Below are 25,981 nucleotides of genomic sequence, written 5' to 3' on the forward strand. Positions count from 1 at the left end.
TCATACTTGAGTGGTAGCAACAGGTGAGGCTCAGCAATGCGCAAGTTGTTCCGATGGATCGGCGGGGCAAGTTTCGCACTGGCAGCCGCCTGCATAGCGCCGGCGCAGACGGCGAGTGCCCAGACGCTCAACTTTTCCTGGCCGCAGAATGTCGGCCCCCTTAATCCCCATCTCTATTCGCCGAACCAGATGTTCGCGCAAGCGATGGTCTATGAGCCGCTGGTCCGCTACCAGGCGGACGGCAAAGTCGTGCCGTGGCTCGCGCAGTCCTGGGACGTCTCCGAAGACGGCAGAACCTACACTTTCAAGCTGCGGCCCGGCGTGAAATTCTCGAACGGCGAGCCTTTCAACGCCGAGGCTGCCGTCGCCAATTTCGATGCGATCCTCGCCAATCGCGAACGCCATGCCTGGCTCGAGCTGGCCAACCAGATCGTGAAGGCCGAGGCGATCGACGAGGCGACGCTGCGGCTGACCCTGAAGGATGCCTATTACCCGGTATTGCAGGAACTCGCCCTCCCCCGGCCATTCCGCTTCATCGCTCCCTCGCAGTTCGGCGAGAAGGGCAGCACGATGGACGGCATCAAGGCGCCGATCGGGACCGGTCCCTGGACGCTCGATGCGATCAGCCTGGGCGAACATGACATCTTCAAGCGCAATGCCAACTACTGGGGTGAGAAGCCCGCGTTCGAGCGGGTCGTCATCAAGGTCATTCCCGATCCCAACACCCGCGCCGTCGCTTTGGAAACCGGAGAGATCGACCTGATCTATGGGGCCGACGGCCCCATCTCGCCGGATACCTTTGCGCGCTTCAAGCAGGGCAAAACCTACAACGCGCGCCTCTCCGAACCGCTGGAGACACGGCCGCTGGCCATCAACACCAGGCTGGCGCCGACCAATGAACTCGCCGTGCGGCAGGCGATCAACCATGCCGTCGACAAGAACACCATGATCAGGACGGTGCTCTACGGCACCCAGAAGCGCGCCGACACCCTGTTCGCGCCCAACGTGCCCTATGCCGACATCGGTCTGAAACCCTATGCGTACGATCCCGCTCAGGCCGAGATGCTTCTCGAGAACGCCGGTTGGGTACGGCCGAAAGGGAATCCGATCCGCGTCAAGGACGGCAAGCCGCTCGCGATCGAGCTGAACTTTGTCGGTCCCGACGCCGTGGCGAAATCAATGGCGGAAGTGATTCAAGCGGATTTGCGGAAGGTCGGCATCGACGCCGTCCTCGTGGGCGAGGAGGAGAGCAGCATCTATGCCCGTCAGCGCGACGGGCGCTTCGGCATGATCTTCAATCGGACATGGGGGGCGCCCTATGACCCGCATGCCTTCCTCAGTTCGATGCGGCTGCCTTCGCACGCGGACTATCAGGCGCAGCTCGGTCTACCGAACAAGGCCGAGATCGACGCTGACATCAGCGAGGCCCTCATCTCCACGGACGAGGAGAAGCGCCGAGCGCTCTACGCGAAAATTCTCACCAGCCTCCACGAGCAAGCCGTCTATCTGCCGCTGACCTATGTGACAGCGATAGCCGTCGCCAAGCCAACCCTGGCCGAGGTTCCCTTCGGAGCGATGTCGAGCGAAATCCCGTTCGACAAGATCAAGCCTGCAAGCCACTGAGCTGCCCAAATGGCCTCCTTCATCGCCCGGCGTATCCTGCTCCTCGTTCCGATGCTGCTCGGAGCCTCCCTCGTCATCTTTCTGATGCTGCGCCTGGGGCCAAGCGACCCTGCGCTCGATTATCTCCGGCTGTCGCGTATTCCGCCCACCGACCAGGCACTTGTCGAAGCACGCGCCATACTCGGCTTGGACAAGCCGCTGCTGACCCAGTATCTCCTCTGGCTGTGGGATGCGCTGCGGCTCGATTTCGGCACGTCCTATGCCTTGCAGCGACCCGTCTTGCCGGAGGTGCTGCATTTCCTGCCTGCAACGCTTCAACTCGCCGGCATCGCGCTCGCCTTCACCCTCCTCGTTTCCGTGCCGCTCGGCATGTGGGCCGCCCGGCATCGCGACAGGTGGCCCGATCAGGTAGTGCGCGGCATCGCCTTCCTTGGTGTCTCAATGCCCAACTTCTGGCTTGGCTTCCTGCTGGTGCTGCTCTTCTCCCTGCAGCTCGGCTGGCTGCCACCGATGGGCCGCGGCACTCCCGCGCATCTCATCATGCCGGTCATCGCCATTTGCTTCATGTCGCTGGCCATCAACGCGCGGCTCCTACGTGCCAGCATGCTTGAAGTCGCAGGCCAGCGGCATGTGTACTATGCGCGCCTCCGGGGCCTGAGCGAGGGCAAGGTCGAGCGCAGCCATGTGCTGCGCAACGCCATCCTGCCGATCATCACCGCGACTGGCATGCATGCAGGTGAACTCATCGGCGGCACGCTGGTGATCGAAAGCGTCTTCGGCTGGCCGGGTCTCGGCCGCTATGCGGTCTCGGCCATTTTCAACCGGGACTATCCCGTCATCCAGTGCTTCACACTCATGATGGTGCTGATCTTCGTGCTGTGTAACCTCCTCGTCGACATCTTCTACGCCTGGGCTGACCCGCGCATCCGCCTCAATGCCGGGAGCGCCGAATGACAGCGCTCGTCGAACACGACAGCGGCGCCTTAGCACCGCCCCGCGGCTTCTTCGCCAGCATGCGGTGGAGTTCTCGCATCGCATGCTGCCTCGTCGCGGTCCTTCTTCTGACTGCCATCGCCGCGCCCCTGATTGCGCCCTACGATCCGAATGCCGTCGACCTGCCAGGTCGCCTTCAGGGGCCGAGCCTCGCTCATTGGATGGGCACCGATCATCTCGGGCGCGACATGCTCTCCCGCCTGATCCACGGTTCCCGTGTGTCGCTCGGTGCGGTCGCCATCGCGCTCACAGGGATCATCGCGCTCGGCATCCTCATCGGCGGTACCTCGGCCGTGCTTGGCGGCCGTGCCGACCAGCTCATCATGCGCTGCTGCGACGTGTTCCTGACGTTCCCCACCATCGTGCTCGCCCTCTTCATGGTGGGTATGCTCGGCACCGGCCTCGTCAACGTCATCATCGCGATCGTGCTGTCGCACTGGGCGTGGTACGCGCGCATCGTGCGCGGGCTTGTTCTCTCCTTCAAACGCCGCGATTTCATCCTGGCGGCACGTGTCGCCGGCGCCAGCCGCACGCGCATCTTCATCGAGCATCTCATGCCGCCGACCATCGCTCAGCTCGTGGTGCTGGCGACGCTCGACATTGGCCATATCATGCTGCACGTCTCCGGCCTGTCGTTTCTCGGTCTCGGCGTGATGGCGCCGACAGCGGAATGGGGCGTCATGATCAACGACGCACGGCAGTTCGTCTGGACGGAACCGATGCTGCTGTTCTGGCCGGGTCTCGCGCTGTTCGTCGCAGTGGCCGCGTTCAATCTCGCGGGTGATGCCATTCGCGACAAGCTCGATCCGCATCTCGCAGCGGAGCATCAGCACTGATGCCCACGCTCACGATCGAAGACCTCACCATCACGACACATCGGCATGGCCGGCACATCCCGCTCGTCGACGGGCTCACGCTCACCCTGGAGACAGGGCATATCCTCGCCCTCGTGGGGCCGAGCGGTTCGGGCAAATCCCTCACGGCAAGCGGCGCGCAGGGCGTTCTGCCAGCCGGGGTGGCCCGCAGGTCCGGTCGTATCCTGCTGGATGGAGAGGAAAAGCCGGCCGCGACACTCCGCGGACGCACCATCGCCACCATCATGCAGAACCCGCGCAGCGCCTTCAATCCGGTGAAGACCATGCGCGCCCACGCGGTGGAAACGCTGGCCGCCGTTGGCCATCGGGACGCCGGCTCCGAAGACGCCATCCGTGACACCATGGCGGAGGTTGGGCTGGACGATCCCGCGCGAATCCTCGCGCTCCATCCGTTCGAGATGAGCGGCGGCATGCTCCAGCGCATGATGATCGCGCTCGCGCTCTTGTCGCGCGCGCCTTTTCTCTTTGCCGACGAGCCGACGACGGACATCGACCTCGTCGTGCAGGCGCGCCTGCTCGATCTCATCGAGCGCGTCGCCCGGGAGCGCAATCTCGGCGTCCTCCTCATCACCCACGACATGGGCGTTGTAGCACGCCTCGCCGATGGCATGGCTGTCATGAGTGCCGGCCGGATCGTGGAACGCGGTTCGGTGCGCTCGATCTTCGACGCGCCGGCGCACCCGATCACCCAGAGCCTCATCGCCGCGCATCTCGCGCTCTATGTCGAGGAGGAGGTGGCGTGACCGCTTTGATCGAAGCGCGCGGCGTCGGCCGTAGCTATCGCACCTTTTCACTGGTCGGCCGCGCCGCGCCGAAGACGGTGCTCGATAGCATCGACCTGGCGATCCAGCCGGGCGAGACGCTCGGCTTGCTCGGCCGGAGCGGTTGCGGCAAGAGCACCCTGGGCCGGCTCATCCTCGGCTTGGAGAAGCCGGACCGTGGCGATATCCGCTTCAAGGGCACATCGCTCAGCGCGCTCGGCGGCGCGAGCCTCGCCGCCTTCCGCCGCGCTGTGCAGGTGGTGTTCCAGGACTCATTGGAGGCTGTGAACCCGCGACACAGCGTGGAACGCATCATTGCCGAGCCCCTGCGCCACCTCACCGACCTCGACGAGCGCCAGCGGGCCGCGCGCATTCGCGAGCTCCTGGTGGAGGTTGGGCTCACACCCGATGATGCAGCGAAACTGCCCGCGCAGATGAGTGGCGGACAATTGCAGCGTGTCTGCATTGCCCGTGCCCTCGCACCGCAGCCCGAGCTCATCGTTTTGGACGAAGCGGTCTCGAACCTCGACCTCGTGCTGCAGATCCAGACCATCGACCTGTTCAAGCAGATCCAGGCGACGCGCAGCACCGCCTTTCTCTTCGTCACCCACGACCTCAGGCTAGTCCACCGTTTCTGCAAGCGCGTGGTCGTCATGGATGGAGGCCGCATCGTCGAGGATGTACCGGTGACACGCCCGCTTCACTTCAAGCACCCGGCCGCACGCGCCCTGCAAGGCGCAGTGCTGCCCGCGAGACCGGCCCAACGTCACGAACAGCCGACGCCCTGATCGAGCGCGCCGCGCGACACCGTCTTCGCACGCCTGGATGAAGAGCGAGAAACCGTTCAACGAATTGCATTCAACCCTGCGCGAGCCGCGGCAATATCGGTCTCCGCGTCTCCTCCGCTGACGCCGATACCGCCAGCGACGCCACCCTCTGCCCCGATCGGCAATCCGCCCGGCAAGGGCGACAGCCGTCCACCGAACTGGATATTGGCCCCGAACCCCGGCTGGCCGGGCTGCACGACGGCCGCGAGTTCATGGGTCGCGCGCTGGTGAGCCGCCGCCGTCCAGGCCTTGTTGACGGCCATCTCGACGGTCGTCAGCCGCGCGCGGTCGTCGCGCAGGAGGACGAGCGGCGTGCCGGTCGCGTCGACCACGCAGACCGCGAGCGCATGGCCGCGCCCGGCGCCCGCCTCGAGCGCCGCCGACGCGGCCTTCAAAGCCTCGGTCGTCTCGATGCTGATGATCTGACGCATCGCGATCGCCTCAATGACCGACCGCGAGGCCCGACGCCACATCAAACCAGCGCGTGCGGCCGGCGTGAGACGCCTTGAGGCTGACCGTCTCGCCGGGTTGCGTCGTGACATCGGCCGGCAGGAAAGCGGTGACGAGCGTATCACCGATATCGGCGCGCATCAGGCACCGCGAGCCGAGGAACTCGACCGTCCTCACCACTCCGGTCAGCTCGGCCTCGTCAGCCCGGCAAAGCACGAGATCCTCGGGCCGAATGCCGGCACACAGCTTGCCGGGGCCTGCCTTCACGGTCGGTGGAAGCGCGATCGCGACGCCCTGCCCGCGCAGCCGGCCATCGCCGATGTCGCCGTTCAGGATGTTCATGCCAGGCTCGCCGAGAAAGCGCGCCACGAACAGATTGGCTGGCCGGTCGTAGAGCTCGCGCGGCGCGCCCACCTGCTCGATGCGCCCGGCCGACATCACGGCGATGATGTCCGACAGGGTCATCGCCTCACCCTGATCGTGGGTGACGTAGAGCATGGTGGCGCCGAGCCGCTGGTGGAGATCCTTCAGCTCGGAGCGCATCTGCACCCTCAGCTGCTGGTCGAGGTTCGAAAGCGGCTCATCCAGGAGATAGATGGTCGGCGTGCGCACCATCGCTCGCCCCAGCGCGACGCGCTGGCGCTGACCGCCGGAGATCTCGCGGGGGAACCGCTCCAAGAGCTTGTCAAGACCGAGCATCCGCGCCGCGTCCTTCACCTTCCGGTTGACCTCCGTCTCGGTGGTGCGCCGGCGCTTCGCTCGAAGGGGGAAGGCGATGTTCTCGAAGATCGTGAGATGCGGATAGAGCGCGTAGGACTGGAATACCATGGCGATGTCCCGGTCCGCCGGAGGGACCGTCGTCACATCCCTCTCGCCGATATAGATATGCCCCTGGCTCGGCAGCTCCAGTCCAGCGATCATGCTGAGCGTCGTCGACTTCCCGCAGCCAGAAGGGCCGAGCAGCGTCACGAACTGTCCCGGCGCGATGGTCAGGTTGACATCGCCGACCGCCGTGACGGAGCCGAAGCGCTTGGCGACATCGACGAAGCGGACCGAACGCGCGGAGGCGCCTACGGCGCGCGATGCGATATCCTGGCTGTGCACGTTCATTCCTTGGCTCTCACATTGCGAAAAAGCGTCTGGGCGGAATAGCGTCTGGCTGCCCGTCATCCGGCGGGCGGATCGCGCTGGCGCCGGTGGGGGTCACCCCTTCACCGAGCCTTCCGAGAAGCCGCCGATCAGATACCGTCGATAGACGAGGAAGAGGACGACGGGCGGCAGCGTGGCGATGACCACGCCCGCCATCAACGCGCCCCAGTCCCGCCCGTGGAAACCCTGGAAGAAGATGAGGGCAACCGGCAACGTGCGAAGATCGGGCGATTCCACCATCGTCGTGGCGGTGATGTAGTCGTTCCAGGCATAGAGGAAGCCGAAGGCGGAAGCCGCGATCAGGGCCGGGCGCGCGCCGGGGATGATGACCTTCCACACCGCCTCGAAACGAGAATACCCATCGACGAGCGCCGCCTGCTCGAGCTCGCGCGGCACGGTTGCGAAATGCGCCCGGGTCATCCACACCGCGAAGGGAATGACGTGGGCGGCATAGAGGATCGGGAGCGCGAGCCGCGTGTCGAAGATCCCGAGCCGCACGAAGATAACCTGCGTCGGCAGGAGAAGCGCGTAGCTCGGGATCGACATGACTCCCATGAACAGGATGAGCAGCGCGCGCTTGGCCGGGACGGGATAGCGCACCAGCGCGTAGCCGGCGGTGCCTCCGACGGCGACCGCGAAGGCGACAGCGACCACGGTGTAGAAGGCGCTGTTGAGGAAGCTCCATTGCACGCCTTCCGCGAGAAGGCGCTGGAAATGCATCAGCGTGGGCTCATCGGGGATGAGACGCGGCGGCACCGCGAAAATGTGGTTGTCCGACTTCAGCGACGTGGACACCGCCCAGATGATCGGGCCGAGCACCACCACGGTGGCAATCGCCGACGCGGCGAGAAGGGCCGCGCGGCCGGACAGGCGCATGCTCTGGTTCATGCCTCACCACCCTTCCTGTTGCCGAGGAGTTGGACATAGCCGACGATGAGCACGAGATTGATCAGGAACATCACCACGGCGATGGCATTGCCGCGGCCCTGGTCCAGCTCCACAAAACCGGTGAGGTAGAGCTGGTAGGCGAGCGTCGTCGTGGAGCGGATGGGTCCGCCCGACGTCAGTCCGATGATGACCTGGACCTCGTTGAAATAGCTGATCGTCAACATCGACAGGACGATCAGGATCGACGGCGCGAGCAACGGCACGGTGATGCGCGAGAAACGCTCCATCGCCGTCAGGCCATCGACGGCGGCCGCCTTGTAGAGATCCTTCGGGATCTGACCGAGGCCGGCCGTCAGGATGATGGCGGCAAAGGCGAAGGTCCGCCAGACCGCGACCGCGATCACCGTCGGCATCGCCCACGTCGGATTGGACAGGAGGTTGGCGGGCGGCATGCCGAAGGTGGCTAAGATAGACGCGAAGAGACCGCCCGGCGACGGCAGGAGGATCCACTTCCACAGGAGCGCGACGACGATCGGGCTCATCGCCCACGGCACCAGCAGAATGGTGAGCAGGATGCGGCCACGCGCGCCGAGCTCACGAACCGCCAGCGCCGCGAGCAGCGCCAGCGGAACAGCAAGTGCCAGCGCTCCGAAGGTAAAGATGAGCGACCGGCCGATCGCCTCCCAGGTTACGGGATCGGCGAAAAGTGCCCTGAAATTGTCGAGCCCGGCGAAACCTTCATCGCCGAAGAAGAAGATCTTGCGCAGGCTCGAGTAGAAGCCGAAGAACGCCGGCAATATATTGACGGCGATGACGACGAGTACCGCCGGACCAACCAGCGTCGTGCCGATGCGGCGCCCGGCACGTGCCGCATCCTCGATCGATCGGGTGAATGTTGTCGTACCAGACGCTGGAACGCTGACCATCTGTCGCGGTTTCCTACCAGTTGAGCGACGTCTTGGCGCGCGCGAGGATCGCTTCGACCTTCTCGTCCGTGCCGATGATCTCCTGCAGAGACGTATTGAGCACTGCGAAGATCTTGGTGATATCGGGCACGCGCTGCGGGAAGACGAAAGCGCCCTTGCCCGACAGAAGCTCGAAGAAATTCCGCGTGACCGCCGCCTCTGGCTTCTCGAACCACGGGTCTTTCATGACGGAGCGCCGGTCGGGAATGAGACTCGCGTCCTTCGCCCAGCGCATCGACGCCTCGGGCGTGTATAGCGATTCCAGGAAAGCGACAGCCGCCTCGTTGTTCTGCGACGTGGCGGCAAGGCCGACCGTCCAGTAAGGCCCGAGCAGCACGGCGGGCGGGCGCCCACCGAAGGACGGCCAAGCGGAAATAGCGAGTTCCTTCGGATCGTAGCCGGCGGCGATCTTCTGGTATTGCTGGAAGCGCGGCGCGAAGGCCTGCGCCATGGCGAAGCGACCGGCGGCGAACTGGTCCTGGATGTCGTCACCCATCGCGTTCAGCAGGGTTTTCGACACCGCGCCCCTTGCCACCAGCGTCCGCACCACATTCGCCGTCTCGATCGCCTGCGCGCCTGTGAGATCGATACGCCCGGTCGTCTTGTCGAAGATCTCCGGGCCGAAACCCGTCATGATGTTGATGAAGGCCGACACGCTGTTGTCGCTCGTCGGCAGGCCGAAGCCGATGCGGTCACCCTTCGTGAGCTTGGCAGCCGCGTCTGTGAACGTGTCCCAGGCGAGCGGCGGCGCGTCGAGGCCGATCTCCCGCAAGGCGTCCTTGCGGTAGAAGATGATCTGCGCCGGCGATGGCCAGATCGGCAACGACACGCGCTTGCCGTCGAAGACCGACTTCTGAGTGAAGACATCGAACATGTCCGGCAGCGCGTCGCGCTTGAAGTCCGGTGTCAGCACCTCGTTCAGATCCGCCAATCCCTTGCGGTCGACGACGAGGCTGAGGAAGGTGTCGCGCAGCCACACGAGATCCGGCGCACGCTTTTGTGCGACCGCCGCGACGAATTTTGTTTCGAGTTCCTGGAAGGGTTGCGGCTCGACGACCACCTTGACCTTGTTCTTCGCTTCGAATTCGTCGATCAACGCCTTGAAGACCTTCTCGCGCGGCGACTGTCCTTCAGCGCTCATGAAAGTCCAGATGCGGACACTGCCCGCGCCCTGCGCGAAGCCCGACCGCGCAATGAACGGCATTGCGACTCCCGCCGCGAGACCGCCCTTGAGTGCCGATCGACGATCGATCAGCCTGGATCCTGTGCCTGCCATATCCCCACATCCTCCCTGACGGACAGATTCTCGTCCTGTCTGACTAATTTTGAGCTCGACACGCCTACAGGCGCAGTGTTCCGAGAAAGCGCGCCCGGCCGTTCAACAGATGCCGGCGGATTGCGAAGCGCGCCTGGTCGGGCTTGCGTTCCACGATCGCGTTGATGATCTCGCCGTGCTCGGCCGCAATGATTTCACGGCGCTCACCGAGCGTGAGAATGCCGCGCTCACGCGTCTGCCCGCTCCAGCGAAAGATGTGATTGGCCAGCGCGCCCACGCCATCCAGGAGCTTCCCATTATGCGCCGCGACGGCGATGGAGCGATGGAATTCGGCGTCCTCAGCCTGGCCGTGCTCGCTCTCGAGCTTGGCCATCAACGCGTCCTGCGCCGTATGAATGCGAGCCAGATCAGCATCATCGCGCCGCTCCGCCGCCAGCGCCGCGACTTCGCTTTCGAGGGCAACACGGAACTCGTGCCAGTCGATGAGATCCTGGACCGAATCGATCGCCGAGAGGCGAACAAGCTCCGCCGGCAAGCCGCGAGCCGTGAAGGTGCCGGAGCCGCGGCGCGAGACCGCCCGCCCCTCCGCCCTGAGGCGGGCCAGCGCCTCACGAATGCTGGCGCGTGACAGGCCGAAGCGCTCCACGAATTCACTCTCCGACGGCAGGCGACTGCCCTCGGGCACGTTCTCACGTTCGATGTAGGCGACGAGGTGCCTGTAGGCCGCATCGACCCGGCTCTCCTGCTCGCTGATATCGGACATTGACGCGCTCCAAGTTATCGGACTACAACGATACTAGTCAGACAGATCGGCGTTGACAAGTGCCTTTGCACAGAACCGACAAGCGCCGCGGACGGAGACCGCCCACCATGAGCACACCGACGGCAGCACGGCCAGGCAGCCGCATCACACGCGTCGAGATTCACGAATTTGACTATAAGGTTGAAGGCCTTGGCCGTGATGCCAGCGGCAACCGCTGTGTCATGAAAGGTGCCACCAGCGAGGTGCCGTCTTTCGCCCTGTCCATTGAAACGGCCGACGGGCAGCGGGGTGAATATTGCACCGCCCACAGCGGCAAGAACGGCGTTCTTGTCGGACAGGTTCGCGGCCTCGCCGCGCATATCCTCGGTGAGGATGCCGAGGCGCGCGAGGCCATCTACAACAAGCTCAAGCGCATGCACCGACATTTCATGGCCGTCGGGCATTCCGCGCTCGACATCGCGCTCTGGGACCTCGCCGGCAAATCCGTCGGCAAGCCTGTCTGGCGGCTGCTCGGCGGCTATCGCACCCGCCTGCCCACCTATGCCAGCACCCTCAACGGCGGCCGCGCCGGCATCCTGGACAGCAAGGAGGCCTATGCCGACTTTGCCGAGGAATGCCTGGAGCTCGGCTTCCGCGGCTACAAGATCCATGGCTGGGGCGAAGGCGACCGCCGCGAGGAGGCGGAAAACCTACTCCACTGCGCCGCCCGCGTCGGCGGCAAGATGACGTTGATGTACGACGCCGCCAGCGAGCTCAAGACCTTCGCCGACGCCATCTATGTCGGCAAGGCCTGCGACGAGGGCAACTACTACTGGTACGAGGACCCCTTCATGGACGCCGGCTGGTCACCGCATGCCGCGCGCCAGCTCAAGGAGCATGTAAAGACACCGCTGCTCCTGACCGAGCACGTGCGCGGCCTCGAGGCCAAGGTGCCCTGGCTGACCGATCGCGCCACGGACTTCATCCGCACCGATCCCGACTACGACATGGGCATCACCGGCGCGATGAAGATCGCCCATCTCGCCGAGGCCTTCGGTCTCGATTGCGAGATCCATGCCGCCGGCCCTTCGCAACGCCATTGCATGGCGGCGATGCGCAACAGCAACTGGTACGAGCTGTCGCTGGTCGCGCCGGGCGTGCGCAATCCCATGCCGCCCGTCTTCGGCTCCGGCTACAGCGACGAGCTGGAGGCGATCGGCGAGGACGGCTGCATGCCCGTGCCAGAAGGCCCCGGCCTCGGCGTCGACTACGACTGGGATTACATCGCCCGGCACCGCAAGGCGCTCCACGTCTTCACCCCCGAGCGCTGAAGAGGGCGCCGAGGCCGCCACCGCGGCATACGAACTCCATGTCCACGACCATAAAAAGTCCGCGACAAGCACGAGTCCATGAAGAGCACATCATGACGCAGCATTGGGACTTCATCATCGTCGGCGGCGGCTCCGCCGGCTGTGTCCTCGCCAATCGCCTCTCGGCGCCGGGCGCCAACCGGGTGCTCCTGCTGGAGGCGGGCGAAGACCATCTTCCCGGCGAGGAGCCGGATGAGATCAAGGATGTTTATCCGTACCGCGCCGCCTTCAATGCCAACTACCAATGGCAAGGGCTGAAAGCCTATTTCGAGCCCGTGCCGCACAATGACCCGCGCCGGCCGCCGCTGAAACCCTACGGCCAGGCACGCGTCATGGGCGGCGGCTCGACCATCAACGGCGAGCTCGGTAATCGTGGCACGCCGGACGACTATGATGAATGGGCGGAACTCGGCGCGGCCGGCTGGGACTGGGCCTCGGTCCTGCCCTATTTCCGCAAGCTCGAAACCGACCTCGACTATACCGGCCCGCTTCATGGCGCGGACGGCCCGATCACCATCAGCCGTGTGCCCGAGGCGATCTGGCCGGGCTTCACCAAGGCGGCCGCCGGCGCCTTCAAACGGCTGGGCTATCGCAACATCGAAGACCAGAACGGCTGTTTTGACGACGGCTGGTTTCCGATGGCCCTGACGACCGATCGCAAGCAGCGCCGGTCGGCGGCGATGGGCTATCTCGACGCGACGACCCGCGCCCGCCGGAACCTGACGATTCGCGCCCGTGCCGTCGTCTCGCGCATCGTCGTGGAAGAGGGCCGCGCGGTCGGCGTCGAGGTCAACGGCGAGGTCGTTCGCGGCCGCGAGATCATCCTCGCCGCGGGCGCCCTGCGCTCACCGGCGATCCTTCTCAGGGCCGGCATCGGCCCCGCCGCAGACCTGCGCGCCATCGGCGTCCCGGTCGTCCATGATCTGCCCGGCGTCGGCGCCAATCTGCAGGAACATCCGTCGATGTCGATGTCGGCCTGGATCAAGCCCGGCGCGCGCATGGGCGAGACCCCGCGCCGCCATGTGCAGATGGCGCTGCGCTACACCTCGGACCTGCCGGACGCGCCCGCCAACGACATGTTCACCGTCGTCGTCGCGAAATCCGCGTGGCACCCCATCGGCCGGCGGATAGGCTCGCTGTTCAGCTGGATCAACAAGCCCTACAGCCAGGGCTGGGTGAAACTGACCTCCCCCGATCCGAACGTCTATCCGGAAGTCGCCTTCCAGCTGCTGACCGACCCGCGCGACCTCACGCGCATGAAGGCCGTCTTCCGCAGGATGGCGGCAATCTTCGCGACGCCCGAGATGCGGGCGGCAGCGCTCGACCCCTTCGCCTCGACCCATGGGGCCATGGCCGCCCTTGTCGGACAGATCAGCGCCCGCAACTGGCTGATGACCATCGGGCCCGCGCTTCTGACGGACGGGCCGGCGGCCCTGCGGCGGCAGGTCATCCAGCGGCTTATGGCGCCCGGCCCGACGCTTGCGGCCATCCTCGCGGACGACGACCTGCTGGAGGTCACTGTCCGCAAACACACCATCGGCGGCTGGCACGCATCCGGCACCTGCCGCATGGGCGATCCCGCCGACCCGCTCGCCGTCGTCGACGCCCGCAGCGGCCGGGTCATCGGCGTGGGCGGCCTCAGCGTCGTCGATGCCTCGGTCATGCCGACCGTGCCGCGCGCCAATACCAACCTGCCGACCATCATGATCGCCGAGAAGAAGGCCGACCAGATCCTGGCGCGCCACGAGAGCGAGAAGGCCCGGAGCTACCAGCTGTCGGCTTGAGCAAGCGGCCAGCAACTTCCGCCCTGGCCATCTACTCCTGAGGATCGTCGTAGCGGGCGCGGGGGCGGATGAGGCGGCCGTCCTCAAGCTGCTCCAACGCGTGGGCAATCCATCCCGCCGTGCGGCCGACCGCGAACAACGTGAAGGCCGCGCCGCGCGGCAACCCGAGCGCCCGCCGCAGGGAAACGAGCGCGAAATCCACATTCGGCTTCTTGCCCAGCGCGCCGACGGCGGCGATGAGCGCGTCGCGCTGTCCATCAAGCGGGAGCCGGCCGAGCAGCGCCAGGGCGCGCGGGTCACCATCCGGATAAAGCGGATGGTCGAAGCCCGGCAGGAGGTCACCGCGCCACAGGCGCTCATCGACCACGCGCGCGGCATCACCCGTGCGCTCGATCTCGTCGAAGAGGATTTCGACCAGGCTCGTCGTGCCGCCGTGGCGCGGCCCGCTCAAGGCCGCGAGCCCGCCGGCGAGCGCGGCAGCGAGTGAAGCGCCGGTGGAAGCCACGACGCGCACCGCGAAGGCGGATGCGTTGAGCTCATGATCGGCGAGCAGCACGAGCGCCGCGCGCAAATGGTCAACGCTCTGGTGACCGGGCGCAAGCCCCCATGCCTCCGCGAGGACATCCGCGATCGGCGCGGCGCGCGGCGCACGGCCGACCGCGGCGGCAGCCATCGTCCGCAGCAGCGCGGCAGCATTGGGCCAGATGAGACGCGGTTCGCGCCGCCAGAGCGTCGCGCTGGCGCCGGGCATGAGGGGAAGCAGCACGCCGCAACGCTCCGGCAGGGAACGCGCCGCCATCAACCGCGACAGTTCACCCCAGGCGTCCCCCACCGCCGGCATGGGCGCTGCGAAGGGATCGCTGTCGCCGCAGCCCCAGAGCAAAGCGGCCACCGCCTCGAAGGACGCGGCCTTGGCGAGCTCCGTCGCGTCATGGCCGCGATAGCTCAGTTGGCCACCTTCTATACGCGTGACGTGCGACGTGAGCACGGGCAGCCCCCAGTCGAGCGTGCTCGCCGCGATGCGCTCCGGCTTGCGCCCGCGCCGCTTGCGCGTGACGAGACCATCGATATCGGCGGCGCTGTAAAGGCTGCGTCGCGGATCGTCCGCATCCGGCACGGCGCGCACAAGTCCGCGGCTCACATAGGCATAGAGCGTGGCCCGGCTGACCCCCAGCCTCTCCACCGCCTCGCCCGCATCGATGACGTCCACGTGGCCACCTTATATTGATCATATCAATCAATATTGACGATTTATATCAGTACATCAAGCTATCTCCGACAAAGGAGACACGCAATGTCTATTGGACTTGATGACGTCGTCGCGGCCGAAACCGCCCTGAGCCACGTCGATGGCGAGGCCGGGCGCCTGATCATCCGCGGCTTCGACCTTGAACAGCTCGCCGGACGCCAGAGCTTCGAGGCGGTGACGAGCCTGTTGTGGCGCGGTCTGTCGGCGGCCGGCGACGAGGCCGAGGTCAGCCGGGCGCTCGGGGCCGCCCGTGTCGCCGCCTTCCCCGTCGCCGAGCGCCTGCTGCCGATGATCGCGGATTTGAGCCCGGTCGAAGCGTTGCGACTGATGCTGTCGGCGCTGCCCGACGCATCGCCCGTTCCGGGCCACGTCCTGGTGACGGCGGCCATGCCGGTCTTCGTCGCCGCCATCACCCGCCATCGCGACGGACTGGCCCCCGTCGCGCCGGATGCCGCGCTGGGACAGGCGGCGGATCTGCTGCGGATGCTCCGCGGCCGAGCCGCATCGGATGCGGAGATCCATGCGCTCGACACCTATCTCGTCACGGTCATCGACCACGGCCTCAACGCCTCGACCTTCACCGCGCGGGTGGTTGCCTCCACGCGGGCGGGCATGGTGTCGTCGGTGGTCGCGGGGCTCTGCGCGCTCAAGGGGCCGCTGCACGGCGGCGCGCCCGGCCCGGTGCTCGACATGCTCGATGAGATCGGCACGCCGGAGCGGATCAGGCCATGGCTGGAACAGGCGCTCGACAACGGCGAGCGGCTGATGGGCTTCGGGCACAGAGTCTACCGCGTGCGCGATCCCCGGGCCGACGTCCTGAAGCAAGTGGCGGCAACCCTTCGCGAGGGCGGCAACCGCATTCGTTTCGCCGATGAGGTGGAAAAGGCCGCGCTCGCCATCCTAGCGGAGCGCAAGCGCTCGCGTCCGCTGCAGACCAACGTGGAGTTCTACACCGCCCTGGTGCTCGAGGCGCTGGCCCTGCCGCGCGAGACATTCACCCCGGTCTTCGCGGTCGGACGCGTTGCCGGCTGGGCGGCGCACGTCCTGGAGCAGGAGGCGGCGAACCGGCTGATCCGCCCGCAATCCCGCTATGTCGGTCCGTTGCCGAAAAGGGCCGCGTGAACCGGCACGGGAATGCAAGCCGAGCTTTATGGAGCTGCCATGGCAGCTCCACTCCAGACGTCTTTCACACTGCCTTGAAATCCTCGGACTGGGCCTTGGCCGACAACTCCTGCAGCACGCTGAGGAAGACGTCGAAACGCGCATGGCCTACTTCCTGCGCCCATTCCCTATGGAGGCCGCGCAGGCAAGCGAAGATGGTCGCGGCAACCGCACCGCCTCGCTCTGTCAGATGGACGAGCCGCCTGTCGCTCGTCTCCGCTACGCGCCGCTCGACATAACCAAGGTCCTCGAGCTGAGCGATCAGGTAATTCATGGCCTGCCGCGACATGCGCTTCTGCCGTGCCAATTCCGACGGCCGCACGCCATCTGGAAGGGGATAGGAGAACACCGCGAAATGCGCATCCTGGAAATCCGTGAAGCCGGCTTCACGGATCGCCTCGAGCATTTTGCCGCGCACATGCTGCCAGGTCACGCGCAGCAGAGCCCCAAAGAAGGGCGGCCCCGCATTTTCACTGCCGTTGGAACCGGCCGTATTCCTAAATTCACACAATGCTCGTCATCCGCCGCTCTTGACATCAGGTGTAAAGTGACTTTACGTCAGGATATGTAAAATCACTTTACAGAGCGAGGAACGACAATGGAAGCGCGCAGCGACAACGTGGTCCGCATCGGCGAGCTGGAGCTGAGATTCCTGGTCGATGAAAATCAGGGAACCGACAATCTCGTGATGTTCGAATTCACGGTGCCCCCCGAGGCCCGCGTTCCAGCACCCCATTTCCATCGCGAGGTTGATGAAGCGGCTTACGGGCTGGCCGGAACCTTCACGATGACTATTGACGGTGAAAAGCGGGAACTCCGTGCCGGCGAGACCATCTTTATTCCTCGGGGCACCGTGCATCATCATGAGAACAGACATGCCGAGACGGCTCGCGCGCTCGTGGTCCTGACCCCGGGTTCGATTTCCAAGCGCTATTTCGAAGAAATGGCTGATGCCATCAACGTCGCCGGCAAGCCCGACATTGAAAAGGTGAAGTCGATCATGCTCGCGCACGGGCTGGTGCCCGCCTGATCGGCCTTCCCCCAAAAACTGGCGTCAGATCTACGTCAGCCCGTCAAGCCCCAACGCGCCATTTCGCTCTTCAGGATATCCTTGTCGCCGGGATCGAGCACCGGCAATCCCGGCAGGCGCACAGGCCCAACGGGAAGGCCGAGGAGACCGAGCGCTTCCTTGACGACGGTGACATTGGCGCCGTTGCCGTATTTGGTGCGCAGGGTCTCGAACCGTGCGATCTCGGCCACGCGCTCTCGCGCCAGGGCATAGTCGCCAGCCTCGAGCGCAGCGTGAATTGCCAGCGAGCGCTTTGGATCGACATTGACAAAGCCCGAGGTGAAGCCCCGCGCTCCGAGCGCATAGAATGGCGGTGCCCAGCCCTCGGCCAATCCGCAAACCCAGATTGCAGTCCCGGCGCTGCTGGCCCGCACGCATTCCGCCAGCAGCATCAGATTCGTCGTGGCGAATTTTACGCCGGCGACGTTGGGGTGATTGGCGATCGACAAGAGATCGTCCGGCTTCATCGCATCCGAGCGCACATAGGCGACGAGCGGCAAATCGACCTCTTCGGCGATCGCGCGGAAATAGGCCGCCTGTGCCTGGGGTGCCGCGAAGGGGTCGAGCGGCTGATGCGACATCACGGCATCCGCGCCGATCTCCTTGGCGCGGCGCCCGAGCGCGATCGCTTCCTTAAGCGAGCGGCCCACCGCGGCTGTCACGCGACTCCGGCCGGCGGCCGTGGCCACTGCCGTATCATGCACAACGCGCACCTCGTCCGGTGTGAGCGCGTAGAACTCACCCGTATTGCCAGCCGCCACGACATTGTGGATACCGCCCGCGACGATGCGCTCGATGATTTCGGCGAGAACCTTGCGATCTATGCCCCCATCCCTGTCGTAAGGCGTGGCGTGCACACCGGAAATCCCGGCAAGCGCCGTCCGCAAAGCCGATCCCGATCCGTTGGCGTTTCCCATATCCTTAACTCCTAGAGCATTTTCAAGCGAAGTGGACACCGGCTCGCGTGAAGAAAATGCATGAAAAGAAAGACTTCGCGAAAAGAAATACTTGGAGCATGTGCGGTGAACCGGAGTTCACCGCACATGCTTTAGCGGCGTTCGAAGGCTGTCTGCACATGCTGTTTGCCCGACCGCACGATGTGATCGCGCATCGCCCGTTCCGCGCCATCCTCATCGCGCGCCTCAAGAGCGGCGAAGATGGCGAGATGCTCCCCGAGCGCGCGGCCTCGCTCGTCTGTGTCGCTGAGGAGAAATCGCCGCGCCGCCTTGTCGTAGATGAGCTGTCCGACGAGCAGGCGCTTGAGATAGTGGCAGCCGGAAGCCGCATGGATTGCGTCGTGAAATGCCTCATTGAGCTCGATAAGCCGACTGACCGCGCCCGACTGGGTCGCCTTCTTCATGCCTTCGGTGATGCCGCGGATCTGGGCGAGGGCCTCGTCGGTGATGCGGGCGGCCGCGAGCCGCGCGATCATGCTTTCAAGAGCTGCACGCGCCAGCGCCATCTCCTCGGCCTGCCCCGCATCGAAGGTCACGCGAATGCCCCGTCGCGGCTCCGTCCTCACCAGACCCTCATGCTCGAGCCGACGCAGCGCCTCCTTCAAGGGCGTCGTCGACACGCCGAGCTCGGCCGCGACCTTGCGCTCGTTGAGCAACGTCCCTGTCGGCAGCCGCCCCGCGATGATCGCCTGGCGGAGCTTTTCGTGAACATGTTCACGCAACCCCTTCAACAGGTTGGGATCGAGGGACTCCAGAGAGTGTAGCAAGCGGACCTCTTCATAATGCGCTCCCGCGGGACAGCGGCGAGGTGATATCTGACGCCTGATATATTGGATCTTGATATATCAAGATTCTTAAGCTAGGTCTAGTCAAAGACGCGGTCGAAGCTCGGCGATCAGCGTCGCCGGAACTCGATGCGGCCCGGTTTTCGGGGCTTGGCCCGGTTCTCAGGTGGGATCTTATCGAGGTGGCTTTGCTGGTCCCCTAGAGAGTTCCCGATCAAGAAGCGACGGGCATTTGGAGGGCGCATATGAAGATTGATCGTCTGCGAACCTATATGACGCGCGACAAGGACCGTCCGCGCCTTCTGGTCGCGATCGACACCGACGAGGGCATCACCGGCTGGGGCGAATGCTACAATCACGGGCCCGACCGTGCGTTGGCGCCGCTGCTCGAATATCTCTTCACCTTCCTCGAAGGTCGCGACCCGCGCCGCATCGAGTTCATCATTCAATATCTGCTTCAGCAATCGCGCTTTCCACCGGGCGCCATGACATTGGCTGCGATCTCGGCGATCGACCATTGTCTCTGGGACATTTCCGCCAAGGCCCTCGGCGTGCCGGTCTACATGTTGCTCGGCGGGAACGCCCGGGACAGAGTACGCGTCTACGCCGGCGTCTACACCGCACCCGACGCGCCCGCAGCACGGGACGAATTCGACCGACTCAACGAAGGCTGGGGCTTCACCGCCTTCAAGCTGAGCCCCTACCGCATCAATATTCACCAGAACAGATGGGGCGAAGTCGTGCGCACGAGCGCGGAATATTTCCGCAGCCTCCGGGAAACCGTACGCAATGACTACGAAATCGCCTTCGATGCGCACGCGCGCATCTTCGAGCCCCACCAGGCGGTCCAGCTTGGTAATGCGCTCGCCCCTTACGATCCCATGTTCTTCGAGGAACCGGTGCGGCCGGAGAACGTGGAAGTCTGGGGCGACATGAAGCGCCAGATGACCTGCACTCTGGCCACGGGCGAATCCCTTTACAATCGGTTCGAGTTCCTGCGCCTCCTGAACGTCCGCGGCGCGGATATCATCCAGCCGGACATCTGCGTCATCGGCGGGCTCCTCGAGATGCGCAAGATCGCAGCGATCGCCGAAGCCCATTACGTCACCGTCGCACCCCATAACCCGATGGGGCCCCTCGCCACCGCGGTGAACCTGCACTTCTCAGCCGCCCAGCCCAACTTCCGGATTCTGGAATATCGCCTGCCACAAGGTCCGGGCTACTTCCTGCAAGGCGGCGGCGAGGAAAAGCCCGTCGAGCGCGCGGGGCTCGAAGGAACGTGGTATGTAAAGGACCCCTACCTGCCGAAGGACGGGTACCTCGAACTCCGCCCGGATCGGCCAGGCTGGGGCGTCGAGATCGACGAAGATGTCCTCAAAACCGACGCCTACGTGCATTGGGAGCGCCGTGTAGCAACACGGCCCGACGGCTCGACCGCCTTCCCGTGATGGCAGCCGCGGCCTTGGCGCGCATTCAGTCGCAATGGGCCATTGGCCGCGTCGGGATTTGAGGTATTGTTTTCGGGCGAGGGCGGGCCACCCAACGAGCCTGCCCACAATAATCAAAACCACGTGCATCGAAGGGCAGAAAGCCCGGCACCACCAGTCCATCGAGGGAGGACACCTTATGAGATATCGACTTCTGGCCGGGCTCGCGGCAGTAGCGCTGATCACTGGCGCTAATGGCGCGTTTGCGGCCTCCCCATCCAATGCGCTCGTCATCGGCACCAATCTCGGAGCCATCCCGGCGCTTGATCCTGCCGCCATCAACGCGCGCACAGTGTCGGAAGTCGTGTCGAACCTCTACGATAATCTGGTCATCGTGAACCCGGACGATCTCACCACAATCCGGCCGATGCTGGCGGAGAAGTGGACGATCTCCGACGACAAGCGCACGATCACCATGACCATCCGCAAGGGCGCGACATTCTCTTCGGGCAATCCCGTGACCGCCGAGGACGCCGCCTGGTCGATCCAGCGCGTCATCAAGATGGGCGCCGTCGGCTCGACTGACGTCGCGCTCTGGGGTTTCACCAAGGACAATGTGGACAGTCTGGTCCAGGCGACTGACCCGCAGACGCTGGTCATCAAGCTGCCCGAACCGGTCTCGACGGATCTCGTGCTGTATTCGCTGGCCGGCGCGTCGCTCGGCATCGTCGACAAGAAGACGGTGCTTGCCAACGAGAAGAACGGCGATCTCGGCCAGAACTGGCTGAAGAGCAACAGCGCGGGCAGCGGGCCCTTCAAGCTCACACAATGGCGGCCAAACGACATCCTGCTGACGGATGCCCGCGCCGACTATTGGGCCGGCGCACCCGCGATGAAGCGCGTCGTCATGCGGCACGTGCCGGAATCCGGCAATATGCGCCTGCAGATCGAGGCGGGCGATATCGACGTGGGCCAGTATATGGCCAGTGGAGATATCGAGGCGCTGGAAGCCAAAGGCGCGACGATCGATCCTGGCCCCGGTCTCGGCTTCTACTACATCGCGTTGAACACGCAGGATCCTGACCTTGCCAAGCCGAAGGTGCGCGAAGCCTTCCAGCATATTCTAGACTGGAAGCCGCTCGCGGCCACCACAATGAAGTATAACGGCTTCCCATGGCAGTCGATTATTCCGAAGGGAATGGCCGGCGCGCCCACAGGCGAACCCACGGGCCATGAATACGATCCCGAAAAGGCCAAGAAGCTTCTGGCTGAAGCCGGTTATCCCAATGGCCTGAAGAAGACGCTCTTTCCGTCATCGGATGCGCTGCTGAAGATGGCCGTCGCGCTCCAGGACAGCGCGCGCAAGGCTGGCGTCGAGTTCGAGATCGTTCCCGGCGAACACACCCCCGACTTCCGCGCCCGCAAGTTCCAGGTTCTCGTCGGCAATTCTGGTACGCGCCTACCCGATCCGTTCGGCACGCTCGTGCAATATGCCTATAACCCGGACAATCGCGACGAGGCGAAGCTCGGCGGCTACTACCTCTGGCGCACCGCGCTCGATGCACCGGAACTGACGAAGCTCGTCGACCAGTCAAAGGCAGAAACCGATCCCGAGAAGCGCAAGGCGCTCTTCGAGCAGGTGGACAAGGGCTATCAGGCTCTCCCACCGACGCTGATCGTCACCCTCCAGCGCACGGACCCTTACGTCATCAAGAAGGGTGTCTCCGGTTATGTCGGTCACCCCACCTGGTCGACACGTTGGTTTGATGTGAAGAAAAACTAAGCTCTGCTTCGAGGCGCCGGATGACGACTTACGAAGCCTTCAATAGACCGCAACGTTTCCTGCGCCTGCGCCAGTTCTCGGGCAAGGCCGTTTCCATCGTGGTCACTCTGGTCGGCCTGCTGCTGCTGACCTTCACGATGGGGAGGCTCTTGCCCGCGGACCCCGTCCTTGCTGTCACCGGCTCGGAGGTGGACCGGGCCACCTACGAGCGCGTCTACAACGAACTCGGCCTCGGCGAACCCATCTGGAGGCAGTTCGCGTCCTATATCGGCCGCATCGTGACAGGCGACATGGGACAATCGCTGACCACGGGCCGCCCTGTCGCGCAGGACCTTCTCACGGTCTTTCCAGCAACGATCGAACTCGCGCTTGTCGCCATGCTGTGCGGCACTTTGATCGGCGTTCCGCTCGGCATCGTCGCCGCCATCAATCGCGGCAAGCTCATCGACCATATCGCGCGCATCGTCGGCCTCGCCGGCCATTCCATCCCGATCTTCTGGCTCGGTCTGATGGCGCTCTTCGTCTTCTATGCCAAGCTGCAATGGGTGTCGGCCTCCGGGCGCATCGACATCCTCAATGAGGGGCTCGTGCCGCCGATCACCGGGCTCATGCTGCTGGACACCGCCTTGCAGGGGGAATGGGACGTGTTTCGCGACGCGCTATCCCACATCATCCTGCCCGGTGCGATCCTGGGCTACTATTCGGTGGCCTATATCAGCCGCATGACCCGCAGTTTCATGCTGGAACAGCTCGGGCAGGAATACATCATCTCGGCGCGCGCCAAGGGCGTTTCGCGACGCCAGATGATCTGGAGCCATGCCTTCAAGAACATTCGCGTGCAGCTGCTCACGGTGCTGGCGCTGACCTTTGGCGGACTGCTCGACGGCGCCGTGCTGATCGAGACCGTGTTCGGCTGGCCTGGCCTTGGCCAGTATCTCACCCGGGGGCTGAAGATGAACGACATGAACGTGGTGATGGGAGCTGTTCTGCTCATCGGCGTCGTCTTCCTGACCATCAACATCATCTCCGACAAGCTCTACCGCATCCTGGACCCGCGCACACGATGACGGCGATCATGACATCCCCCGGCGCGCGGCCGAAGAGCTGGCTCAAGACCGACACGCCGAAGGACGCTTTCCAGGCCAGCGTGCAGCAGCTCTATCAAGGCTGGCGCCGCTTCGCGATCCATCCGCTGGGGCTCCTGGGGCTCGGCATCATCCTCATTCTGGTCGCCACAGCCGTCGCAGCCCCCTGGCTGACGCCCTACGATCCTGCCGCCCAGAACATGATGGGGCGCCTGCAGCCACCCTCATCAGCCCATTGGCTCGGCACGGATGAGTTCGGACGAGACGTGTTCACGCGCGTCGTCTATGGCGCGCGGACCACGCTTTACATCATCATGCTCGTCACGGTGATCGTTGCGCCGATCGGTCTGATCATTGGCGCGTGCGCCGGCTATCTCGGTGGCTGGGCTGATGAAGTCCTGATGCGCGTCACGGACATCTTCCTCTCTTTCCCCGGCCTCGTGCTGGCGCTCGGCTTTGCAGCCGCCCTCGGCCCCGGCATCACCAACGCGATCATCGCTATCGCGCTCACCGCCTGGCCGCCCATGGCGCGTCTGGCCCGCGCCGAGGCTCTGTCGCTGCGCAACGCGGATTTCATCGCGGCCGTGCGACTGCAGGGCGCCTCGAGAACACGCATCGTCACGCGCCACATCCTGCCGATGTGCCTGCCGTCCGTGATCGTGCGCATCACCCTCAACATGGCGGGCGTCATCCTGACGGCGGCGGGCCTCGGCTTCCTCGGCCTCGGCGCGCAGCCGCCCATGGCCGAATGGGGCGCCATGGTCTCCACGGGGCGCGAATACATGCTGGATTCCCCCTGGGTCGTGGCAGCGCCCGGCATCGCCATCGCCGTGGTGAGCCTCGCCTTCAATCTCGCGGGTGATGCGCTCCGCGACGTGCTCGATCCGAAGGCAGGCGAATGACCGACACAGCGAAGGCCGCGACCAAGCCCCTGATAGAGGCCCAAAATCTTCGTATCGCCTTCGGCCGAGGCGAGGCGGCCGTGGAGGTCGTCCACGGCATCTCGTTCACACTCGGCCGGGAAAAGCTCGGTATCGTGGGCGAATCCGGCGCCGGCAAGTCGACGATCGGCCGCGCGATCATGCGCCTCTCGCCGCCTGGAGCGCGCGTCACGGCCGACCGGCTCACCTTCAAGGACGTGGACCTGCTCAAGGCCAGCGAGAAGGAGATGATGGGCCTGAGGGGCCGGCGCATCGGCCTCATCCTGCAGGATCCGAAATATTCGCTCAATCCTGTCGTGCCGGTGGGCGAGCAGATCGCCGAGGCCTGGCGGCTGCACCATCCCGGACGCGCAGGGGCGCGCGAGGCGGCCGAACGCACCCTATCCATTCTGGAAGCGGTGAAGATCCGCGATCCCAGGCGCGTCGCCAAGCTCTATCCGCACGAGATTTCCGGCGGCATGGGCCAACGCGTGATGATCGCCATGATGCTCATCGCCGGCCCCGATGTGCTGATCGCCGACGAGCCGACGTCCGCGCTCGACGTCACCGTTCGGCTGGAGGTGCTGACGCTGCTCGACGAACTCATCGAGAGCCGCGGCCTCGGCCTGATCCTCATCAGCCACGACCTCAACCTCGTGCGCCGCTTCTGCGACCGTGTCGTCATCATGTATGCCGGGCGCATCATGGAAACACTGAAGGCATCCGAGCTCGACAAGGCCGAGCATCCCTATACGCGCGGGCTCCTCGGCTCCCTGCCCTCCATTCACAGCGAGCAGCACCGCCTGCCGGTGCTCACGCGCGATCCGGCATGGCTTCTCGGCGCGGGGGCGGCACGATGATCGAGGTCGAGGATCTCAACATCCGCTTCGCCCATGACGCGCCGCTCGTCGTCGCGGGCCTGTCGTTCAAGGTCGCCACGGGCTCGACCTTCGGCCTTGTCGGGGAGTCGGGCTGCGGCAAGTCCACGGTTCTGCGCGCACTGGCGGGTCTCAACACCAATTATTCCGGCGAGATCCTGCTGGATGGCACCCCGCTGCCGCCTCACCGCCCGAAAAGCTTCTTCAAGCGGGTCCAGATGGTCTTCCAGGATCCCTACGGCTCCCTGCATCCCCGCCAGACGATCCAGGCACAGCTGCTGGAGCCGCTACGCAATCAGGGAATCCACAAGCCGATCACGGTGGTCGGCGAGGCGCTGGAATCAGTCGGCCTGCCGCGCGCCGCCGCCTTCCGCTTCCCGCATCAGCTCTCCGGCGGACAGCGTCAGCGCGTCGCCATCGCCCGTGCGCTCATGCTGGAGCCCGACGTCCTGCTGCTCGACGAGCCGACATCCGCGCTCGACGTCTCGGTGCAGGCGGAAATCCTCAACCTGCTCATGGACCTGCGCGCTGAGCGCAATCTCACCTATGTGCTGGTGAGCCACGATCTCGCCGTCATCGCCCACATGTGCCACGACATCGCCGTGATGCAGGGCGGCCGCATCGTCGACAGCTTCGATGCCGCGCAACTGCGCGCCGGCAATCTCACGCATCCCTATACGCGGGAGTTGCTGACGGCGAGCGAGGCCTATGGCGAGGGACCCGCGCCGCAGGTGCAGCTGGCTTGAACATGCGGGCGTGATCCCCTTCCCGTCGCTGCGCGACGCCGGGATGATACGCGGGAACCGCCCCCTGATCCCTCCCCCTTGGGGGAGGGTGGCCTCGCGCCAGCGAGGTCGGGTGGGGGCACGAGGCCGGGAACGATGCTCCGCCCGCCATGCAGCGCTTACCCCAAGCCCGTCGAGACACCCCCACCCGGCGCCTGCGGCGCCCCCCTCCCCCAAGGG

General features: G+C 65.1%; 25 protein-coding genes. 15 read left to right on the forward strand and 10 right to left on the reverse strand.

The window, feature by feature from the left end:
• The first annotated feature begins 36 nt into the window (after positions 1-36).
• The 5 genes from nikA to nikE are packed head-to-tail and all read left to right on the forward strand — an operon-like array spanning position 37 to position 5,040.
• A complete protein-coding gene (gene nikA / locus KIO76_RS02575) occupies positions 37-1,623 on the forward strand; it encodes a nickel ABC transporter substrate-binding protein (protein WP_213321321.1) in 1,587 nt (528 codons plus the stop codon).
• Between the two features lie 9 nt (positions 1,624-1,632).
• Positions 1,633-2,577 (forward strand): nickel ABC transporter permease subunit NikB, encoded by a 945-nt coding sequence (nikB, locus tag KIO76_RS02580; RefSeq protein ID WP_213321322.1) that lies wholly within the window; start codon positions 1,633-1,635, stop codon positions 2,575-2,577.
• Complete coding sequence (gene nikC, locus KIO76_RS02585; protein WP_502761830.1) at positions 2,574-3,452, forward strand: nickel ABC transporter permease subunit NikC; 879 nt, start codon at positions 2,574-2,576, stop codon at positions 3,450-3,452. The genes nikB and nikC (KIO76_RS02585) overlap by 4 nt, the downstream gene beginning before the upstream one ends.
• On the forward strand, positions 3,452-4,234 hold the full coding sequence (locus KIO76_RS02590) for an ATP-binding cassette domain-containing protein (RefSeq protein ID WP_213321323.1): 783 nt from the start codon (positions 3,452-3,454) through the stop codon (positions 4,232-4,234). The genes nikC (KIO76_RS02585) and KIO76_RS02590 overlap by 1 nt, the downstream gene beginning before the upstream one ends.
• Positions 4,231-5,040, forward strand: coding sequence for a nickel import ATP-binding protein NikE (nikE, locus tag KIO76_RS02595; protein WP_213321324.1), 810 nt, complete (start codon positions 4,231-4,233; stop codon positions 5,038-5,040). Before KIO76_RS02590 ends, nikE begins: the two co-directional genes overlap by 4 nt.
• A 56-nt stretch (positions 5,041-5,096) precedes the next feature.
• Here the strand turns inward: nikE and KIO76_RS02600 are convergent, their stop codons facing one another.
• The 6 genes from KIO76_RS02600 to KIO76_RS02625 all read right to left on the reverse strand — a co-directional run bounded on the left by KIO76_RS02600 (position 5,097) and on the right by KIO76_RS02625 (position 10,570).
• Positions 5,097-5,510: a GlcG/HbpS family heme-binding protein gene (locus KIO76_RS02600; RefSeq protein WP_213321325.1), complete on the reverse strand. Its 414-nt coding sequence runs from the start codon at positions 5,508-5,510 to the stop codon at positions 5,097-5,099.
• Positions 5,511-5,520: 10 nt separating this feature from the next.
• The gene (locus KIO76_RS02605) at positions 5,521-6,639 is read right to left on the reverse strand and encodes an ABC transporter ATP-binding protein (protein ID WP_213321326.1); all 1,119 of its coding nucleotides are present in this window, start codon (positions 6,637-6,639) and stop codon (positions 5,521-5,523) included.
• A 93-nt stretch (positions 6,640-6,732) separates the two neighbouring features.
• Positions 6,733-7,566, reverse strand: coding sequence for a carbohydrate ABC transporter permease (locus tag KIO76_RS02610; protein WP_213321327.1), 834 nt, complete (start codon positions 7,564-7,566; stop codon positions 6,733-6,735).
• A complete protein-coding gene (locus KIO76_RS02615; protein WP_213321328.1) occupies positions 7,563-8,492 on the reverse strand; it encodes a carbohydrate ABC transporter permease in 930 nt (309 codons plus the stop codon). Before KIO76_RS02615 ends, KIO76_RS02610 begins: the two co-directional genes overlap by 4 nt.
• A 13-nt stretch (positions 8,493-8,505) precedes the next feature.
• Positions 8,506-9,807, reverse strand: coding sequence for an ABC transporter substrate-binding protein (locus KIO76_RS02620; protein WP_213321329.1), 1,302 nt, complete (start codon positions 9,805-9,807; stop codon positions 8,506-8,508).
• A gap of 64 nt (positions 9,808-9,871) precedes the next feature.
• Positions 9,872-10,570, reverse strand: a complete 699-nt coding sequence (locus KIO76_RS02625; RefSeq protein WP_213321330.1) for a FadR/GntR family transcriptional regulator — start codon at positions 10,568-10,570, stop codon at positions 9,872-9,874.
• Positions 10,571-10,677: 107 nt separating this feature from the next.
• Here KIO76_RS02625 and KIO76_RS02630 point away from each other — a divergent pair, with 107 nt between their 5' ends.
• A complete protein-coding gene (locus tag KIO76_RS02630) occupies positions 10,678-11,880 on the forward strand; it encodes an enolase C-terminal domain-like protein (protein ID WP_213321331.1) in 1,203 nt (400 codons plus the stop codon).
• 92 nt (positions 11,881-11,972) lie between these two features.
• A complete protein-coding gene (locus tag KIO76_RS02635) occupies positions 11,973-13,703 on the forward strand; it encodes a GMC family oxidoreductase (protein ID WP_213321332.1) in 1,731 nt (576 codons plus the stop codon).
• Between the two features lie 31 nt (positions 13,704-13,734).
• Here the strand turns inward: KIO76_RS02635 and KIO76_RS02640 are convergent, their stop codons facing one another.
• A complete protein-coding gene (locus KIO76_RS02640; protein ID WP_291976507.1) occupies positions 13,735-14,913 on the reverse strand; it encodes a citrate/2-methylcitrate synthase in 1,179 nt (392 codons plus the stop codon).
• Between the two features lie 84 nt (positions 14,914-14,997).
• Here KIO76_RS02640 and KIO76_RS02645 point away from each other — a divergent pair, with 84 nt between their 5' ends.
• Entirely contained in the window at positions 14,998-16,074 is a 1,077-nt protein-coding gene (locus KIO76_RS02645) for a citrate synthase/methylcitrate synthase (protein WP_213321333.1), read from the forward strand.
• Positions 16,075-16,138: 64 nt separating this feature from the next.
• Here KIO76_RS02645 and KIO76_RS02650 read toward each other — a convergent pair whose 3' ends face one another.
• On the reverse strand, positions 16,139-16,624 hold the full coding sequence (locus tag KIO76_RS02650) for a MarR family winged helix-turn-helix transcriptional regulator (protein ID WP_249729453.1): 486 nt from the start codon (positions 16,622-16,624) through the stop codon (positions 16,139-16,141).
• A gap of 87 nt (positions 16,625-16,711) precedes the next feature.
• On the opposite strand from KIO76_RS02650, the gene KIO76_RS02655 reads away from it, so the two are divergent.
• Positions 16,712-17,143, forward strand: a complete 432-nt coding sequence (locus KIO76_RS02655) for a cupin domain-containing protein (RefSeq protein ID WP_213321334.1) — start codon at positions 16,712-16,714, stop codon at positions 17,141-17,143.
• A gap of 35 nt (positions 17,144-17,178) precedes the next feature.
• Here KIO76_RS02655 and KIO76_RS02660 read toward each other — a convergent pair whose 3' ends face one another.
• Both KIO76_RS02660 and KIO76_RS02665 read right to left on the reverse strand, forming a co-directional pair.
• A complete protein-coding gene (locus KIO76_RS02660) occupies positions 17,179-18,099 on the reverse strand; it encodes a dihydrodipicolinate synthase family protein (RefSeq protein ID WP_213321335.1) in 921 nt (306 codons plus the stop codon).
• A 131-nt stretch (positions 18,100-18,230) separates the two neighbouring features.
• Positions 18,231-18,905: a GntR family transcriptional regulator gene (locus tag KIO76_RS02665; RefSeq protein ID WP_213321336.1), complete on the reverse strand. Its 675-nt coding sequence runs from the start codon at positions 18,903-18,905 to the stop codon at positions 18,231-18,233.
• 263 nt (positions 18,906-19,168) lie between these two features.
• Between KIO76_RS02665 and KIO76_RS02670 the strand changes: the two genes are divergently transcribed.
• The 6 genes from KIO76_RS02670 (at position 19,169) to KIO76_RS02695 (ending at position 25,762) form a co-directional block, all read left to right on the forward strand.
• Positions 19,169-20,371 (forward strand): mandelate racemase/muconate lactonizing enzyme family protein, encoded by a 1,203-nt coding sequence (locus KIO76_RS02670; RefSeq protein ID WP_213321337.1) that lies wholly within the window; start codon positions 19,169-19,171, stop codon positions 20,369-20,371.
• Positions 20,372-20,549: 178 nt separating this feature from the next.
• Positions 20,550-22,133: an ABC transporter substrate-binding protein gene (locus KIO76_RS02675; protein ID WP_213321338.1), complete on the forward strand. Its 1,584-nt coding sequence runs from the start codon at positions 20,550-20,552 to the stop codon at positions 22,131-22,133.
• Between the two features lie 20 nt (positions 22,134-22,153).
• On the forward strand, positions 22,154-23,200 hold the full coding sequence (locus KIO76_RS02680) for an ABC transporter permease (RefSeq protein WP_213321339.1): 1,047 nt from the start codon (positions 22,154-22,156) through the stop codon (positions 23,198-23,200).
• 8 nt (positions 23,201-23,208) lie between these two features.
• Positions 23,209-24,120, forward strand: a complete 912-nt coding sequence (gene nikC / locus KIO76_RS02685; protein ID WP_249729454.1) for a nickel transporter permease — start codon at positions 23,209-23,211, stop codon at positions 24,118-24,120.
• Entirely contained in the window at positions 24,117-24,998 is an 882-nt protein-coding gene (locus KIO76_RS02690) for an ABC transporter ATP-binding protein (protein ID WP_213321341.1), read from the forward strand. Before nikC (KIO76_RS02685) ends, KIO76_RS02690 begins: the two co-directional genes overlap by 4 nt.
• Positions 24,995-25,762, forward strand: coding sequence for an ABC transporter ATP-binding protein (locus tag KIO76_RS02695; protein WP_213324973.1), 768 nt, complete (start codon positions 24,995-24,997; stop codon positions 25,760-25,762). Before KIO76_RS02690 ends, KIO76_RS02695 begins: the two co-directional genes overlap by 4 nt.
• Positions 25,763-25,981: the final 219 nt, after the last annotated feature.

Source organism: Chelatococcus sp. YT9 (assembly GCF_018398315.1).
Classification (GTDB): domain Bacteria; phylum Pseudomonadota; class Alphaproteobacteria; order Rhizobiales; family Beijerinckiaceae; genus Chelatococcus.

Excerpts from the sequence above, each read along its gene's own strand:
- nikA (WP_213321321.1), top strand. The coding sequence starts at position 37 with ATGCGCAAGTTGTTCCGATGGATCGGCGGGGCAAGTTTCGCACTGGCA.
- nikB (WP_213321322.1), top strand. The coding sequence starts at position 1,633 with ATGGCCTCCTTCATCGCCCGGCGTATCCTGCTCCTCGTTCCGATGCTG.
- nikC (WP_502761830.1), top strand. The coding sequence starts at position 2,574 with ATGACAGCGCTCGTCGAACACGACAGCGGCGCCTTAGCACCGCCCCGC.
- KIO76_RS02590 (WP_213321323.1), top strand. The coding sequence starts at position 3,452 with ATGCCCACGCTCACGATCGAAGACCTCACCATCACGACACATCGGCAT.
- KIO76_RS02600 (WP_213321325.1), bottom strand. The coding sequence starts at position 5,510 with ATGCGTCAGATCATCAGCATCGAGACGACCGAGGCTTTGAAGGCCGCG.
- KIO76_RS02605 (WP_213321326.1), bottom strand. The coding sequence starts at position 6,639 with ATGAACGTGCACAGCCAGGATATCGCATCGCGCGCCGTAGGCGCCTCC.
- KIO76_RS02610 (WP_213321327.1), bottom strand. The coding sequence starts at position 7,566 with ATGAACCAGAGCATGCGCCTGTCCGGCCGCGCGGCCCTTCTCGCCGCG.
- KIO76_RS02615 (WP_213321328.1), bottom strand. The coding sequence starts at position 8,492 with ATGGTCAGCGTTCCAGCGTCTGGTACGACAACATTCACCCGATCGATC.
- KIO76_RS02620 (WP_213321329.1), bottom strand. The coding sequence starts at position 9,807 with ATGGCAGGCACAGGATCCAGGCTGATCGATCGTCGATCGGCACTCAAG.
- KIO76_RS02625 (WP_213321330.1), bottom strand. The coding sequence starts at position 10,570 with ATGTCCGATATCAGCGAGCAGGAGAGCCGGGTCGATGCGGCCTACAGG.
- KIO76_RS02630 (WP_213321331.1), top strand. The coding sequence starts at position 10,678 with ATGAGCACACCGACGGCAGCACGGCCAGGCAGCCGCATCACACGCGTC.
- KIO76_RS02635 (WP_213321332.1), top strand. The coding sequence starts at position 11,973 with ATGACGCAGCATTGGGACTTCATCATCGTCGGCGGCGGCTCCGCCGGC.
- KIO76_RS02645 (WP_213321333.1), top strand. The coding sequence starts at position 14,998 with ATGTCTATTGGACTTGATGACGTCGTCGCGGCCGAAACCGCCCTGAGC.
- KIO76_RS02655 (WP_213321334.1), top strand. The coding sequence starts at position 16,712 with ATGGAAGCGCGCAGCGACAACGTGGTCCGCATCGGCGAGCTGGAGCTG.
- KIO76_RS02660 (WP_213321335.1), bottom strand. The coding sequence starts at position 18,099 with ATGGGAAACGCCAACGGATCGGGATCGGCTTTGCGGACGGCGCTTGCC.
- KIO76_RS02670 (WP_213321337.1), top strand. The coding sequence starts at position 19,169 with ATGAAGATTGATCGTCTGCGAACCTATATGACGCGCGACAAGGACCGT.
- KIO76_RS02675 (WP_213321338.1), top strand. The coding sequence starts at position 20,550 with ATGAGATATCGACTTCTGGCCGGGCTCGCGGCAGTAGCGCTGATCACT.
- KIO76_RS02680 (WP_213321339.1), top strand. The coding sequence starts at position 22,154 with ATGACGACTTACGAAGCCTTCAATAGACCGCAACGTTTCCTGCGCCTG.
- nikC (WP_249729454.1), top strand. The coding sequence starts at position 23,209 with ATGACATCCCCCGGCGCGCGGCCGAAGAGCTGGCTCAAGACCGACACG.
- KIO76_RS02690 (WP_213321341.1), top strand. The coding sequence starts at position 24,117 with ATGACCGACACAGCGAAGGCCGCGACCAAGCCCCTGATAGAGGCCCAA.
- KIO76_RS02695 (WP_213324973.1), top strand. The coding sequence starts at position 24,995 with ATGATCGAGGTCGAGGATCTCAACATCCGCTTCGCCCATGACGCGCCG.